This is a genomic window from Mesorhizobium sp. GW821-FHT04C10 (assembly GCF_059420305.1).
The window spans coordinates 4,455,527-4,470,677 of the sequence record NZ_JBWKTL010000001.1 but is presented as its reverse complement, the minus strand read 5'-3'; the positions used below and the strand labels follow the sequence as shown (position 1 = coordinate 4,470,677).

The following is a 15,151-nucleotide window of genomic DNA, read 5'->3' as shown; positions in this document are numbered from 1 at the left end:
CGGGCAAACGGTTTCCGTTTGTCCAGGGATCACGACCGAACAGGCTTGATCGTGAACGAGGCAAAACAAAAGGGCCGGCTGGGCCGGCCCTTTCGGCATGATGGTGAAAACGTCAGATGATGACGACTTTGGTGCCGACCCTGACGCGGCTGTAGAGGTCCATGACGTGCTCGTTCATCATGCGGAAGCAGCCATTGGAGGCACTGGTTCCGATCGACTGCGGCGCGATTGTGCCGTGGATACGCAGATGCGTGTCCTTCTTGCCGTCATAGAGATAGATGGCGCGCGCGCCGAGCGGGTTCTGGCCACCGCCGGGCATGCCGTCCTTGTACTGGGCGTAATGCTTCGGTTCGCGCTTCTGCATGTCGAGCGTCGGGATCCAGCGCGGCCATTCCTGCTTGTCGCCAACGGCAACCGTGCCTTTGAACTGCAGGCCTTCACGGCCGACCGCGATCGCGTAGCGACGCGCGGTGGTCGATGATTCGACGAGATAGAGGCGGCGCGCGCTGGTGTCGATGACGATGGTGCCGGCATCGTAGCCGGTGAACTCCACGTCCTGCGGCACGAATTCCGGCTTCACCTTGAACGGCTTCTTGGCATCCTTCTTGGCAAGCGCGGAGTCGAGCGCGCGGGTCTCGGGCAGATAGCTGATCGACGAACCGGACGAGGTACCGCCGAACAGGCCGGCGAACAGGCCGCCGCTGCTCGGCCGCGTCTGGCCGACGACCTCGCTGCGCAGTTCGCCATTGTTGCCGGTCAAGGCGACGTTCATCGCCTCGGCCGGGAGCGGCTCGGCCGACTGGATTGGCGTAATCGGTTCAATCGGCTCGATCACCTTGGTGGTCTTCTTGGCAGGCTTGGCCTCGGCCACTTCGGTTGCCGGAGCAGTCTTGCCCTTCTGGGCCAGGAAGGCCTGCCGGTCCGCGTCGGCCCTGGCCTTGGCTGCTTCACGCATCGCCAGCTTCCTGGCTTCGAGCGCCTTGGCCTTGGCGTCTTCCTTGTCGGCAACGATCTTGGCCTCGATCTTCTTGATCTGGGCGAGATCGTCCGGTGTCGGGCTTTTCTTCTTCTTGAGAAGCTTCAGTTGCGCCGCATCGCTCTTGGCTGCGACGTTGATGGCGTCGGTTTTGTCGACCGACTGGTTGGCGGCCAAATTGGCCGGCACGCCGGCGAAAGCCGGGGAACTCAGGCCGAGTACGGCGCAAAGTCCCAGGAAAATGAAGCTGCGAAGCTGCATGGCGAAGATCCGATCGTTCAATGCTTGTTGCCCACGGCGCCGCCCGGCGCCCCCCAAGGACACCGAAAATGCCGCCTGCAATCTATAGTCGAATAAGCGCGTATGCCTCAAGCGCGAGACCGCGCTGCCGCCCGTCGAATCTTCGTGATCGCGCAGCATTTGCCGCGACTGTGTTCAAACGATCACAGATCGCGGCTTGGACCAGGTGGGAGCTTACTGGTTCGGGACTTGCGGTGTCGCCGGCGCGGTGTTGGTGGTGCCGTTGCTTGCCGGCGGCGTCGCGCCGGCAGCAGGCGCGGTCGCCGGGGCAGTTGCCGGAGGCGTCGCCGCGGCGTCATTGCCGGATGGCGGCGTCGGCGCGGTATTGCCGGCGGGCGCCGGGGTCGTCGTGCCGGGCAATTGGTTGAGCACGCCCTTGCCAGCACCGTCCGAAGTCGCGGGAACGCGGTCGAGAATGTCGATCGGCTTCTCGCCGTAGCGGGCAATGATCGACAACGTCAGCGACGTAACGAAGAAAGCCGCCGCCAGGATCGCCGTCGCCCGCGTCAACGCATTGGCGGCGCCGCGCGCCGTCATGAAGCCCGATCCGCCACCAATGCCAAGGCCGCCACCTTCAGAGCGTTGCAGCAGCACCACGCCGACCAGGGCGAGCACGACCATGAGATGGATGACGATCAGTACGGTTTGCATAGTTTATCCTGGCAAGGCCTTGCCCGGCCGCGGACACGACCGGTGAATTGGAGGCGGCTCAATACAATGCTTTCACGGCATTTCCAAGCCCGTGGCCGGAATATGGGAAGCAACGCGCCCTTTGCAACGAATTTGGACGGGATGAGCCCCGTCCAGCGTCATGGATCTCAGCCGGGAATGCTGCGATAGGCTTCAGCGATACCCAGGAAATCAGCCGCTTTCAGGCTGGCGCCACCGACCAGGGCGCCGTCGACATTCCTGACACCCAGCAGTTCCACCGCATTGGACGGCTTGACCGAGCCACCATAGAGGATGCGTATCCTGGCAGCGGCGGCGCCGAGTTTTTCCGACAGCTTTTCGCGGATATGCGCATGCGCTTCGGCCACATCGGCCGCGGTCGGCGTCAGGCCGGTGCCGATCGCCCATACCGGCTCATAGGCAATGACGGTGTTGGATGACGTGGCACTCGGCGGCACCGAGCCTGCGACCTGGCGCGACAGCACGTCGAGCGTGGCGCCCGCTTCGCGCTGTTGCTGCGTCTCGCCGATGCAGACGATGGCCACCAATCCGGCGCGCCATGCGGCGGTTGCCTTGGCCTGGACCGTCGCATCGTCCTCGCCGCGTTGTTCGCGGCATTCGGAATGGCCGACAATGACATGGCTCGCGCCCGCGTCCTTCAGCATCTCCGCCGAGATACAGCCGGTGTAGGCGCCGCTTTCCTTGGCGTGGCAGTCTTCACCCCCGGCATGGACGGGCGTGCGCGACAGAATCTCCGCGGCATGGGAAAGCAGCGTCGCGGGAACGCAGACCAGCGCCTCGGTCTCGGCGTCGAGCCCGCTCATGAACCCGTTGCCGATCATCCTGAGCTCGTTCAGCGAGGCGCTGGTGCCGTTCATTTTCCAGTTGCCGGCAACGAGCGGGCGAATTCCTGGCGTCATGGTCTGCTTCTCCGGGCGATATCAGGCTCTGGCCCTCACTACCAAAATCAGGCCACAAAGCAATCGACAGTGGACCGGAAGGGCGCTATTGCGCTTGTTTCAGACTCGGCGCCTGCGAAAAAGGCGCACAAATCGGAAGTAACGATGCTTGGTATATTGAGAAACGCGGCGGGTACCTGGGTCGCGAAAGGTCTACTGGTGTTGCTGGTGCTCAGCTTTTTGGTCTGGGGCATCTCCGGGCGGCTGATGGGCGGCTTTGCCGGCCACGATTCGGTGATAACGGCTGGTGGCACCAAGGTATCGATCAACGAATATCGCCTCGCCTATGACCGCCAGTTGGCCGTCATGTCGCAGCAATTCGGTCAGCGCCTCACCCATGAACAGGCAAAGGCGCTCGGCATCGACAACCAGGTGCTGGCGCAGCTCGTTTCCGGCGCCGTTCTCGATGAACAGGCACGCAAGCTGGGCCTCGGCCTGTCCAAGGACCGGCTGGCCGAGTTGACGCGCGAGGATCCGGCCTTCAAGGGGCCGAGCGGTGAGTTCGACAGGAGGACGTTCGAGTACCTGCTGCGCGAAGTCGGCATGCGGCCCGAGGATTATCTGAAGAACCGCGCCCAGGTGGCGGTGCGCCAGCAGATCGTCGAGGCGGTCTCGGACGGCCTCAAGGCGCCGGACGCCTTCTTCAAGGCGGTGGCGCTCTATCGCGGCGAGGACCGCACCGTCGACTATCTGACATTGCCGAAGGCCCTCGTCGAGCCGATCGAAGCACCGGGCGACAGCGTGCTTCAGGCCTACTTCGAAGCCAACAAGAAGACCTATGCCGCACCCGAATATCGCAAATTCGCTTACGTCCGCCTGGAGCCGGTGGACATCATGGATACGACCGCGGTTACCGACCAACAAGTCAGCGACGATTACAACAAGAACAAGGCGCGCTACACCACGCCCGAGATGCGCACCATCGAGCAGCTTGTGTTCAAGACACCGGATGCTGCCAAGGCCGCGCTCGATTCGCTAAAGGCCGGCGCCACTTTCGAAAAGCTGGTGACCGCCGAAGGCAAGACACCGGCAGACACGCTGCTTGGCACGCTCGCCAAGGACAAGATCGCCGACAAGGCGGTCGCCGATGCCGCGTTCACGCTCAATGCCAATGAAGTCAGCCAGGTCGTTCAGGGTGCCTTTGGTCCGGTGCTGCTGCGCGTCACAGAGATCAAGCCCGAGGTGGTGAAGCCGCTCACCGAAGTCTCCGACCAGATCCGCAAGGACCTGGCGCTGGGCGAGGCAAGTCGCATCCTGCTGGATGTCCACGACAATTACGAAGACACCCGAGCCTCCGGCAGTTCCTTGGCCGAAGCGGCCGCCAAGCTGAAGCTGAAGGACGTCACCATCGAAGCCATCGACCGCAACGGCCTCAGGCCGGACGGCTCGGTCGTCAAGGATCTGCCTGAATCGCCGGCGCTGATCAAGGCGGTCTTTGACGCTGAACCCAACACCGAAAACGAGGCGCTGACCACGGCCGACAACGGCTTCGTCTTCTATGAGGTCGGTTCGATCACGCCGGCTCGCGACCGTACTCTCGATGAGGTCCGCCAGAAGGTCGTCGCGGACTGGACGGCGGCGGAGACCACCAAGCGGCTCGCCGCCAAGGCGGCCGAACTCGAAAAACGGCTCAAGGCTGGCGCCACGCTGGACGTCATCGCCAGCGAGCTCAAGCTGGAGAAGCAGACCAAGCGCGGCCTGAAGCGCGAAGCCGACGATGCCGATTTCGGCAAGGAGGGCGCTGCCGTGATGTTCGGCGTCGGCGAAGGCGGCACCGGGCTGATCCCCTCGCCCACCGGCGACGGACAGATCCTGTTCAAGGTCGCCGAAGTGTTCGAACCCGCCGGGGCCGATGCCAGCTCGGTGCCGGAGGACGCACAGAAATCCTTCACCTCCGGCATGTCGGACGATCTGCTCGACCAGTTGGTGGCGCAGTTGCAGACGCAGTATGACGTCCGCATCGACCAGGCCGCCGTTGCCCAAGCCTCGACAAGATGAGCGCGCTGAAAACCCATATCGCCAAGGTCGCGGGCGGCAGCGCGCTTTCCTTCGAGGAAGCGCGCGAGGCCTTCGACATCATCATGTCGGGCGACGCGACACCCGGGCAGATCGGCGGCTTCCTGATGGCGCTACGCGTACGTGGTGAAACGGTGAGCGAGATTTCGGGCGCTGTCGCCACCATGCGGGCCAAGATGCTCCGCGTCGAAGCGCCCGCCGGAGCCATCGACATCGTCGGCACCGGCGGCGACAATTCCCACAGCGTCAACATTTCGACGGCATCGGCGTTCGTCATCGCCGGCAGCGGCGTTCCTGTCGCCAAGCACGGCAATCGCGGCCTGTCCTCGCTGACCGGCGCCGCGGACGTCCTGATCGCCCTTGGGCTCAAGATCGATATCTCACCGGAAACGATCGGTGGCTGCATCCGGGAGACTGGCCTCGGCTTCATGTTCGCGCCGGCGCACCATCCGGCGATGAAGCATGTCGGCCCGACCCGCGTCGAGCTCGGCACCCGCACCATCTTCAACCTGCTCGGGCCGCTCTCCAATCCGGCTGGCGTCGTCAGGCAGATGGTCGGGGTGTTCCTGCCGGAATGGATCCTGCCAATCGCTGAGACGTTGAAGGCGCTGGGCACCGAGCATGCCTGGGTCGTTCACGGCGACGGCTATGACGAAATCACCACCACCGGCGAGACGCAGGTGGCGGAACTGATCGGTGGCGAGATCCGCAGTTTCACGCTGACCCCGGAAGAATTTGGGCTGAAGCGCCATACCAAGGACGAACTGCGCGGCGGCGACGCCGCCTACAATGCCAAGGCATTGCGCGACATGCTGGGCGGCGCTGCCGGCGCCTATCGCGACACCGTGCTGATGAATGCCGGCGCCGGACTGGTGATCGCGGGCAAGGCAACGACACTTGGCGACGGCATCGCGCTCGCCGCGCAAGCCATCGATAGCGGCCGGGCGCTGCAGGTCCTCGACCGATTGGTCGAAGTTTCGAACGGGTGAACCGTGTCTGACATTCTGCGCAAGATCGAAGCCTACAAACGCGAGGAGATCGCCGCCGCCAAGGCACGCGTGCCGCTGGCCGAGATCAAGGCGCGCGCAAAAGATGCAGACGCACCGCGCGGCTTTCTCGCGGCCCTCGAGGCGAAGCGCGGATCAGGCAGCTTCGCCCTGATCGCCGAAATCAAGAAGGCAAGCCCTTCCAAAGGGCTGATCCGGGCCGATTTCGATCCACCGGCTTTGGCTCGGGCCTACGAGAAAGGCGGCGCCGCCTGTCTTTCGGTCCTGACCGACGCACCGTCCTTCCAGGGCGCACCGGAGTTCCTCACCAAGGCACGGGCTACAGTCGCCCTGCCCGCGCTGCGCAAGGATTTCCTGTTCGATCCCTATCAAGTGTACGAGGCGCGCGCCTGGGGTGCCGATGCCATCCTGATCATCATGGCCAGTGTCGACGATGCCCTGGCGAGCGAATTGGAAGCGACCGCATTCGAACTCGGCATGGATGCGCTGATCGAGGTGCATGACGAGGCCGAAACGCAGCGTGCGGTAAAACTGTCGTCGCGGTTGATCGGCATAAACAACCGCAATCTGAGAACATTCGAAACCAGTCTTGAGACTTCCGAGCGGCTGGCGGCAATGGTGCCGGGCGACCGCCTGCTGGTCAGCGAGAGCGGGATCTTTACCCATGACGATTGTCTCAGGATGCAGAAGAGCGGCATCGGCACCTTCCTCGTCGGCGAGAGCCTGATGCGACAACAGGATGTCACAGCGGCGACGCACCTGCTTTTGACGGGCAAGGCGGCGGTAGAGGCCGCCTGATCATGACATCGGCCCTCACCCATCTCGGCGCGCAGGGCGAGGCCAACATGGTCGATGTCGGCGACAAGGACGAGACGACGCGCACCGCGATCGCTGAAGGGTTCGTCTCGATGCAAGCCGAGACGCTGACAACCATCCTCGCCGGCAATGCCAGGAAAGGCGATGTGCTCGGCACCGCGCGCATCGCCGGCATCATGGCGGCCAAGAAGACGCATGAGCTGATCCCGCTCTGCCATCCGCTGCTCCTGACCAAGGTTTCCGTCGACATCGAGCCCGACCATGCGCTGCCCGGCCTGAAAGTCACTGCATTGGCGCGCGTCACCGGCAAGACGGGCGTCGAGATGGAAGCACTGACCGCCGCTTCAGTGGCCTGCCTGACCATTTACGACATGGCGAAGGCGGTGGACCGCGCCATGGTCATCTCCGGCATTCGGCTGGTCGAGAAGACCGGCGGCAAGTCCGGCGACTACAAGGCCGACGCCTGATGGCGCTGGTCCCGGTCGCGGAGGCGCTCGAACGCCTGCTTGATGGTGCCGCGCCGCTGGCCGGCGAAAGCGTTCCCCTCATCGAGGCGGTCGACCGCGTGCTGGCCGAACCGGTCGTGGCGCTTCGCACCCAGCCGCCCTTCAATGCCTCGGCCATGGACGGTTATGCTGCCCGCGCCACCGACGTGGCGTCCGCGCCATCGAAACTCTCGGTGATCGGCATGGCGCCGGCCGGCCGTGGCTTTGACCGCGCGGTCGCCGAACGCCAGGCGGTGCGCATCTTCACCGGCGCCCCGCTGCCTGACGGCGCCGACACCATCGTCATCCAGGAAAACGTCCGGGATCTTGGCGGTGGCAATATCGAAGTGATCGAGCCCACCGCCGAATGGCGCAACATCCGCCGCGTCGGGCTCGACTTTTCCCAAGGCGACGTCTTGCTGGAAAAAGGCCGGGTGCTGGATCCGGCGGCTCTTTCGCTGACGGCATCGGCCAATCATCCGCGGGTGAACGTGGTCAGACGGCCGCTGGTCGCCATCATCGCCACCGGCGACGAGTTGTTGCCGCCCGGCAGCGAACTCGGGCCGGACCAGATCATCTCGTCCAACGCTTACGGTGTTGCTGCCGCCGCGCAATCGGTCGGCGCCCGAGCGCTCGACCTCGGCATTGCCGCTGACCGCCAGGAGGCCATTGCCGCGCTGGTCAGGAAAGCGGTCGCGGCCGGTGCGAATGTCATCGTCACGCTTGGCGGCGCGTCGGTCGGCGACCACGATTTGATCCATGACGTGCTAACCGGCGAAGGCATGACGCTCGGCTTCTGGAAAATCGCCATGCGCCCCGGCAAGCCGCTGATGTTCGGGCGCCTCGGCGATATCAGGTGCATCGGGCTGCCAGGCAACCCCGTGGCAAGCCTGGTCTGCTCGCAGTTGTTCCTGAAACCGCTTCTGGCAAGGCTCGGCGGCCGCAACTATCGCCAGGACATTCGTCAGGCACGGCTGGGCGTCGGGATGCCGGCCAATGACCTGCGCCAGGATTATGTGCGGGCGGTGGTCGAGGAGAACGATGGCGAACTGGTGGCGACACCGTTCGGCATCCAGGATTCCTCGATGCTGAGGATGCTCTCCGACGCCAACGGTTTGATCGTGCGGGCTCCTTTTGCTCCCGCATCCGCTGCCGGAGACTCCTGCAACGTGCTTATGTTACGCTGAAGAATCGTCCCATAGATCGCTGATAATATAGAAAAATGATCTCGGCTATTCCGAGATCAAGGTCTGTGTCAGCCCATGCGCCGGATCGGCTAGGCCATCGAGGACATCGTAATGATGCCGGTCGGGCTCAACCACGGTGCTGGTGACGGCGCCAAGCCCGGTCCAGATGTTGGCCAGCAGCGCATTCTGGCGCAGGAACTCGGACCGTTCCCCGCCTCCGGCCCAGCAGGTGAGGCGAACGCCGTCCATGGGGCGCAGCAACGCCGGGCTTTCTGCCTGGGCCTCGGCTTCGTCGATTGCCAGGGCCTCGTTCATGCCGGTGCGCATGAGCGGGCGCAGGTCATGGAGGCCCGAAATCGAAACGACATGGCGTATACGCTTTGCCACATCAGCGGCCAGAGGCGTTGATATCGTCACCATGCGACTGGCGAGATGTCCGCCGGCCGAATGCCCGGTCAGCATCAGCGGCCCGTCCACCATTGCCGCCGCCGTGCCGATCGCCACGCCGATTTCGCGCACGATACCGGCGATGCGTATGTCCGGGCATTGCGTGTAGGACGGCATCGCCACCGCGAAACCGCTGCTGACCGAGCCCTTGGCCAGGTGCGACCAGGTGCTCTTGTCGGACTCCATCCAGTAACCGCCATGGATGAACACGACGAGCCCCTTGGGCGAAGCCTCTGGAAGGAAAAGATCGAACCGATTGCGCGGTCGCTCACCATAGGCGATGTCGATGCGTGCCCGGCCTTGCGCCGACATCGCGTCGCGAAAGGCTTGCGCGGGTTCCGTCCACGCGGCCGGCCAGCGGTCACTGCGGGCAATGTTCGCGCTGTTGGCGTAGGCATTGTCCCAATCCTCAATGCGATGTCCAAGCATCCGCACCCTTCCCCAAGCGCTTCGGTTTTCACGCTAGCAATGGCCACCACCATGCCATGCGTCAATGCTCCAGCGCAAAACATTTTAGGCTTGAAACAAATTTCGACTGGTGCGATCCTGCCTCACGAACAGCCGACAATGGGAGGTCTGCTGTGCTGTCCAAACCTGCGGATGTTCACCCTTTCCCGGTGGCGTCGCCGAACAGGTGTAGCTGGCTGCACGAAGCCTCTCGCGAAAAGACGGGAACTTCAGATCCACCACCTCGGACATGTGCTTCTCGCGCACTGGCCAGGCAGCAGACAGGATGGCGGCGACATGCTTGGGCCTTCAGCGCATATCGACACGTTCACGCGCGATCATCTGCCGCCGCCGGATCAATGGCCGGATTTCCTGCTCGATGGCTTCGACTATCCCGACCGCCTCAACGCCGGCGTCGAGTTGACCGACAGGCTGGTCGAGAAGGGCCTCGGCGACCACACCGCGCTGATCGGCAATGGCCGCCGCCGCACCTACAAGGAACTGTCCGACTGGACGAACCGGCTGGCGCACGCGCTGGTCGAGAATTACGGCGTCAAGCCGGGCAACCGGGTGCTGATCCGCTCTGCCAACAACCCCGCAATGGTCGCCTGCTGGCTGGCCGCCACCAAGGTCGGCGCCGTGGTCGTCAACACCATGCCGATGCTGCGCGCGGGCGAACTCACCAAGATCGTCGACAAGGCGGAGATCACCACCGCGCTCTGCGACACCAGACTGATGGACGAGATGACCGCCTGCGCCAAGGACAGTGCGTTCCTGAAGCAGGTGATCGGCTTCGACGGTACCGCCAACCATGACGCCGAACTCGATCGCGCCGCCCTCGACAAGCCGGTTACCTTCACTGCCGTCAACACCGGTCGCGACGACGTCGCCTTGCTCGGCTTCACCTCGGGCACGACGGGCGTGCCGAAGGCAACGATGCATTTCCACCGCGACCTTCTGATCATCGCCGACGCCTATGCGCGCGAAATCCTCCAGGTGACGCCGGATGACATCTTTGTCGGCTCGCCGCCACTCGCCTTCACCTTCGGCCTTGGCGGCCTCGCCATCTTCCCCCTGCGCTTCGGCGCGGCGGCAACACTGCTGGAACAGGCGACGCCGCCCAACATGATCCACATCATCGAGACCTACAGAGCGACCATCTCCTTCACCGCGCCGACTGCCTATCGCGCCATGCTGAAGGCCATGGATGAAGGCGCCGACCTGTCATCGCTGCGCGTCGCCGTTTCGGCCGGCGAGACCTTGCCGGCTCCGGTCTTCGAGGAATGGACCAAGAAGACCGGCAAGCCGATCCTCGACGGCATCGGTGCCACCGAAATGCTGCACATCTTTATCTCCAACCGTTTTGACTACATGAAGCCCGCGTCCACCGGCAAGCCGGTAGCCGGCTACGAAGCGCGCATCGTCGACGACGCGATGCGCGAAGTGCCGCGCGGCGAGACCGGACGGCTGGCGGTGCGCGGGCCCACCGGCTGCCGCTACATGGCCGATGACAGGCAGAAGGACTATGTGCGCGACGGCTGGAACCTCACCGGCGACACGTTTACCCAGGACGAGGACGGCTTCTTCCACTTCGCCGCGCGCTCCGACGACATGATCGTCAGCGCCGGCTACAACATTGCCGGCCCCGAAGTCGAAGCGGCGCTGCTGTCGCATCCCGATGTCGCCGAATGCGCCGTGATCGGCGCCGAGGATGGCGAACGCGGCCAGATTGTCGAGGCGCATGTCGTGCTGGTGCAAGGCGTGGCAGCGGATGCATTGACCATCAAGCGCCTGCAGGACCACGTCAAGGCGACGATCGCGCCCTACAAATATCCGCGCTCGGTCAAGTTCATCGCCGCGCTGCCCAAGACCCAGACCGGCAAGATCCAGCGCTTCCGCCTGCGCACGGAGAAAATCCATTGAGCGAGCCCTACGATCCGGCGTCGGAAGGCGCGCAGATGTCGTTCAAGGAACGCATGTCCTACAGCGACTATCTGCATCTGGAAAAAGTGCTGGAGGCACAGACGCCGCTGTCGTCGGCGCATGACGAGATGCTGTTCATCATCCAGCACCAGACCTCGGAACTGTGGATGAAACTCGCCTTGCATGAGATCGCCGCCGCGATCCGCTCCATCCGCGCTGATCGGCTCGAGCCTAGCTTCAAGATGCTGTCGCGCGTCGCGCGCATTTTCGAGCAGTTGAACAACGCCTGGGACGTGCTGCGGACCATGACGCCAAGCGAATACACCGAGTTCCGTGACGCGCTCGGCCAATCCTCGGGCTTCCAGTCCTGGCAGTACCGCGCCATCGAATTCATGGCCGGCAACCGCAACCTCGCAATGCTTGGCCCACACAAGCATCGGCCAGACTTGAGCGGCAAGTTGGAAGCCATCCTGGCCGAGCCGTCGCTCTACGACGAAGCGCTGCTCCTATTGGCGCGCAACGGGTTCGACATCGGCGCCGATGCCAAGCGCACTGACTGGCGTGAAACCCGCACCGAGAACGAAGAGGTCCTGGTTGCCTGGCAGACCGTCTACCGCGATCCTCAGCGCTACTGGATGTTTTATGAGCTTGCCGAGAAGCTGGTCGATTTCGAGGATTATTTCCGCCGCTGGCGTTTCAACCACGTCACCACGGTCGAGCGCATCATCGGCCTGAAGCGCGGCACCGGCGGCACCTCAGGCGCTTCCTACCTCAAGAAGATGCTCGAGGTCGTGCTGTTTCCGGAACTGTGGACGGTCCGAACTCGGCTCTGACTTTTTGCTTGGCGCAATTTCGGACGGAAAACCGCCAACACTTTTCCTGAAATTGCGCCGACGTCTCAAGTCACCGCCGTTTTGACCGCGAAACGCGCCTCCTGCCAGGCGCCGGTGCGCAGGATGTCCTCCAGCACCTCGATCGCCTGCCACACGTCCCTGTAGCCGACATAGAGCGGCGTGAAGCCGAAGCGGATGGTCGACGGCGCGCGGAAATCGCCGATCACGCCGCGCTCGATCAGGGCCCGCATCACCTGGTAGCCATGCGGATGAAGGAACGACACCTGGCTGCCGCGCGCATTGCCGTCGCGCGGGCTTTCCAGTTCGAGCCCATAGGCGCCGCATTTGGCTTCGACGAGCTGGATGAACAGGTCAGTCAAGGCAATGCTCTTCTCGCGCACCGCCGCCATGTCGACCTCGTCCCAGATATCCAGCGCGCCCTTCAGCGCCCGCATCGACAGCACCGGCTGCGTGCCGCACAGGAACCGGCGGATGCCGCTGCCGGCGGCAAAACTCTGCTCGAAGGCGAACGGCCGCGCATGGCCCCACCAGCCGCTCAGCGGCTGATGGACATCGTCGTGATGGCGTGTCGCGGCATAGATGAAGGCCGGCGCGCCCGGGCCGCCATTGAGATATTTGTAGGTGCAGCCGATGGCGAAATCGGCATTGGCGGCATCGAGTTCGACCGGCAAGGCACCAGCGGTGTGACAGAGATCCCAGACGATCAGCGCGCCGGCCTGATGGGCCTTGCGCGTCAGGGCTGCCATGTCGCGCAGCTGTCCGGATTTGTAGTTGACGTGGTTGACCAGGATAACCGCGACTTGGCTGTCGATCAGCTCTTCAATGGTCGGCGCATCGACACCCTCGAGCCGCAGCACCGTGCCCGGCCGTGTCGAGGCCACGCCCTCGGCCATGTAGAGATCGGTTGGAAAGCTGTCGCCCTCGGCGACGATGACCGTGCGGTCCGGCCTCATGTTGAGTGCGGCATGCAGCACCTTGTAGATGTTGATCGACGTCGTATCGCAGACCACCGTCTGGCCCGTCGCTGCTCCGATCAGGCGCCCCAGCTGGTCGCCAAGCGCGACCGGCATATCGAACCAGCCGGCGGTGTTCCAGGCGCGGATGAGGTCCTGCGCCCACTCCTGCGTCGCGGCCTTCTGCAGCTCGTTGAAGACGGCTGGCGCCGCGGCGCCCAGCGAATTGCCGTCGAGGTAGATCACGCCTTCCGGCAAGATGAACCGGTCGCGCATGGCACGCAGCGGATCCGCCGCATCCATGGCTTCGACTGCTGCGAGATCGAGCGTTGCACGCATGATTTGTGGCGTTCCTCGGTTATTCAAGTCTGATTATTCACGGATCGCTTCGCGCGCGGGTGCCGGGCCCCGGCTGCGCTTGAGGCTGGGCAGAGCAAGCATGGCGAGCACGAACAGGCCCGTGGCAAGCTTCAGGTCGGGAGGCGGCATGCCGGCGGCAAGGCAGAACGACACCAGCTGGTAGTAGATGATCGCGCCGGCAAAGGGCGCCAGCAGCTGGCGCCAGACCGTCTGCTTGCCGACGACCGCCTCGCCGATCATCAGCGCGGCAAGCCCGTTGATGAGAATTCCCAGCCCCATATTGACGTCGGCGAAGCCCTGCGACTGCACCATCAGTGCGCCGCTCGAGGCCGAAAATGCACTCGCCAGCCCGACACCACCAATGGTCGCCGCCCAGACATTGATGCCTTGAGCCTCGGCCATATCGGGGTTGGCGCCCACGGCACGCACGGCAGTCCCCTTCTCGGTCCTGAAAAACATATAGAGCGCAAGGAAGACGATGAGCGCGATGAAGCCGGCGACAACGATCTTGCTGGCCGGAAAACCCGGCCGCGCGAACGGCACCCAGTCGAACACGGTGGGCGAGCCGAAGACGGAGAGGTTGGACTTGCCCATGATGCGAAGGTTGATGCTGTAGAGCATCGTCATCATCAGGATGCCCGCGAGAAGCGTGTGGATGCGGAAACGCAGGTGGATGAAGGCGGTGCAGCAACCCGCCGCGAAGCCCGCCGCGAACGCAACCACGATGGCCGCCAGCGGTGATACGCCGGCAGCCAGCAGCACGCCACAGACGCAGCCACCCAGCGGAAACGCGCCTTCGCTGGTTAGGTCGGGAAAATTCAGCATGCGAAACGGGATCATGATCCCGAGTACGACGAAGGCCAGGATCAGGCTTTGCGCCAACGTGACCGGTATGATCGCGACGAAGCTGGTGAGAACCTCCTGAACAAAGCCCATGATGATCAGCTCGCCAGCAACATGCGGTCGGTCTTGACCGAAAAATGGCCGATCAGGTCGATGACCGTGACCCTCGCCTTCTCCTCGCCAGTGACCTCAAGCAGGACCCGGCCCGCATCGAGCATGATCACCCGGCTGCCATAGTCGACGGCGTGTTGCATGTTGTGGGTCACCATCAGGGTGGTCAGCTTCAGCGCGTTGACGGCGCGCACCGTCGCTTGCATGACGATCTCGGCTGTGCGCGGGTCGAGCGCGGCCGTATGCTCGTCGAGCAGCAGCAAATCCGGCGATCCGCCGACGGCCATGATCAGCGACAGCGACTGACGCTGTCCGCCCGAGAGCAGGTCGACACGGGTATCGAGGCGATTTTCAAGGCCGAGGCCCAATATCGACAGGCGCTCCTTGTAGGACGTTAGCCGCGTGGCGTTCAGCCCTTGCCGCAGCGTGCGTTTTTGGCTGCGCAGGTCGGCCAGCAGCATGTTCTCCGCCACCGTCATGCTGGCGGCTGTGCCGCGCATCGGATCCTGGAAGACGCGCGCCAGTCTTGTCGCCCGTTTGTACACCGGCATGGCTGTCACATCGGCGCCATTGATCAGGATTTTGCCGGAATCCAGGACAAGAGCTCCGGAAATGGCATTGAGCATGCTGCTCTTGCCGGCTCCGTTGGAGCCGATAACGATGCCGAACTCGCCCGTGGCCAGCGACAGGCTGAGACCGTCCAGCGCGATCTTCTCGTCGGCCTGGCCCTTGTAGAATACTTTGCGCGCGGATCGGATCTCGAGCATCGTTCCTCCCTGACCTCAGGATGACGGCGCC

General features: G+C 63.8%; 14 protein-coding genes. 7 read left to right on the top strand and 7 right to left on the bottom strand.

Going from position 1 to position 15,151, the window contains the following annotated elements:
* Positions 1-112 precede the first annotated feature (112 nt).
* From AC07UC_RS21645 to tpiA, 3 genes are all read right to left on the bottom strand, one after another.
* Entirely contained in the window at positions 113-1,237 is a 1,125-nt protein-coding gene (locus AC07UC_RS21645) for a L,D-transpeptidase (RefSeq protein ID WP_494907364.1), read from the bottom strand.
* A 213-nt stretch (positions 1,238-1,450) separates the two neighbouring features.
* The gene (secG, locus tag AC07UC_RS21640; RefSeq protein ID WP_140773608.1) at positions 1,451-1,927 is read right to left on the bottom strand and encodes a preprotein translocase subunit SecG; all 477 of its coding nucleotides are present in this window, start codon (positions 1,925-1,927) and stop codon (positions 1,451-1,453) included.
* Positions 1,928-2,094: 167 nt separating this feature from the next.
* The gene (gene tpiA, locus AC07UC_RS21635; RefSeq protein ID WP_202322352.1) at positions 2,095-2,865 is read right to left on the bottom strand and encodes a triose-phosphate isomerase; all 771 of its coding nucleotides are present in this window, start codon (positions 2,863-2,865) and stop codon (positions 2,095-2,097) included.
* A gap of 144 nt (positions 2,866-3,009) precedes the next feature.
* Between tpiA and AC07UC_RS21630 the strand changes: the two genes are divergently transcribed.
* The 5 genes from AC07UC_RS21630 to AC07UC_RS21610 are packed head-to-tail and all read left to right on the top strand — an operon-like array spanning position 3,010 to position 8,415.
* The gene (locus AC07UC_RS21630; RefSeq protein ID WP_494907363.1) at positions 3,010-4,902 is read left to right on the top strand and encodes a SurA N-terminal domain-containing protein; all 1,893 of its coding nucleotides are present in this window, start codon (positions 3,010-3,012) and stop codon (positions 4,900-4,902) included.
* A complete protein-coding gene (gene trpD / locus AC07UC_RS21625; protein ID WP_202322349.1) occupies positions 4,899-5,909 on the top strand; it encodes an anthranilate phosphoribosyltransferase in 1,011 nt (336 codons plus the stop codon). The genes AC07UC_RS21630 and trpD overlap by 4 nt, the downstream gene beginning before the upstream one ends.
* A gap of 3 nt (positions 5,910-5,912) precedes the next feature.
* The gene (gene trpC / locus AC07UC_RS21620; RefSeq protein WP_494907362.1) at positions 5,913-6,725 is read left to right on the top strand and encodes an indole-3-glycerol phosphate synthase TrpC; all 813 of its coding nucleotides are present in this window, start codon (positions 5,913-5,915) and stop codon (positions 6,723-6,725) included.
* Positions 6,726-6,727: 2 nt separating this feature from the next.
* Positions 6,728-7,210 (top strand): cyclic pyranopterin monophosphate synthase MoaC, encoded by a 483-nt coding sequence (gene moaC, locus AC07UC_RS21615; protein ID WP_140773598.1) that lies wholly within the window; start codon positions 6,728-6,730, stop codon positions 7,208-7,210.
* Positions 7,210-8,415 carry a molybdopterin molybdotransferase MoeA gene (locus AC07UC_RS21610; protein ID WP_494907361.1) on the top strand — a complete coding sequence of 402 codons (1,206 nt, stop codon included), beginning with the start codon at positions 7,210-7,212 and terminating at the stop codon, positions 8,413-8,415. The genes moaC and AC07UC_RS21610 overlap by 1 nt, the downstream gene beginning before the upstream one ends.
* A gap of 45 nt (positions 8,416-8,460) precedes the next feature.
* Here AC07UC_RS21610 and AC07UC_RS21605 read toward each other — a convergent pair whose 3' ends face one another.
* Positions 8,461-9,291 (bottom strand): hormone-sensitive lipase, encoded by an 831-nt coding sequence (locus AC07UC_RS21605; protein ID WP_494907360.1) that lies wholly within the window; start codon positions 9,289-9,291, stop codon positions 8,461-8,463.
* Positions 9,292-9,606: 315 nt separating this feature from the next.
* Between AC07UC_RS21605 and AC07UC_RS21600 the strand changes: the two genes are divergently transcribed.
* Entirely contained in the window at positions 9,607-11,232 is a 1,626-nt protein-coding gene (locus tag AC07UC_RS21600; RefSeq protein ID WP_494907359.1) for an AMP-binding protein, read from the top strand.
* Positions 11,229-12,065, top strand: coding sequence for a tryptophan 2,3-dioxygenase (gene kynA / locus AC07UC_RS21595; RefSeq protein WP_081294742.1), 837 nt, complete (start codon positions 11,229-11,231; stop codon positions 12,063-12,065). Before AC07UC_RS21600 ends, kynA begins: the two co-directional genes overlap by 4 nt.
* Positions 12,066-12,130: 65 nt before the next feature.
* Here the strand turns inward: kynA and kynU are convergent, their stop codons facing one another.
* Genes kynU through AC07UC_RS21580 form a run of 3 tightly spaced genes read right to left on the bottom strand, consistent with a single transcriptional unit; the run spans position 12,131 to position 15,120 of the window.
* Positions 12,131-13,378 (bottom strand): kynureninase, encoded by a 1,248-nt coding sequence (gene kynU, locus AC07UC_RS21590; RefSeq protein ID WP_494907358.1) that lies wholly within the window; start codon positions 13,376-13,378, stop codon positions 12,131-12,133.
* A 33-nt stretch (positions 13,379-13,411) separates the two neighbouring features.
* The gene (locus tag AC07UC_RS21585; RefSeq protein ID WP_140773573.1) at positions 13,412-14,335 is read right to left on the bottom strand and encodes an ABC transporter permease; all 924 of its coding nucleotides are present in this window, start codon (positions 14,333-14,335) and stop codon (positions 13,412-13,414) included.
* Positions 14,336-14,340: 5 nt separating this feature from the next.
* Positions 14,341-15,120, bottom strand: coding sequence for an ABC transporter ATP-binding protein (locus tag AC07UC_RS21580; RefSeq protein WP_494907357.1), 780 nt, complete (start codon positions 15,118-15,120; stop codon positions 14,341-14,343).
* Positions 15,121-15,151: the final 31 nt, after the last annotated feature.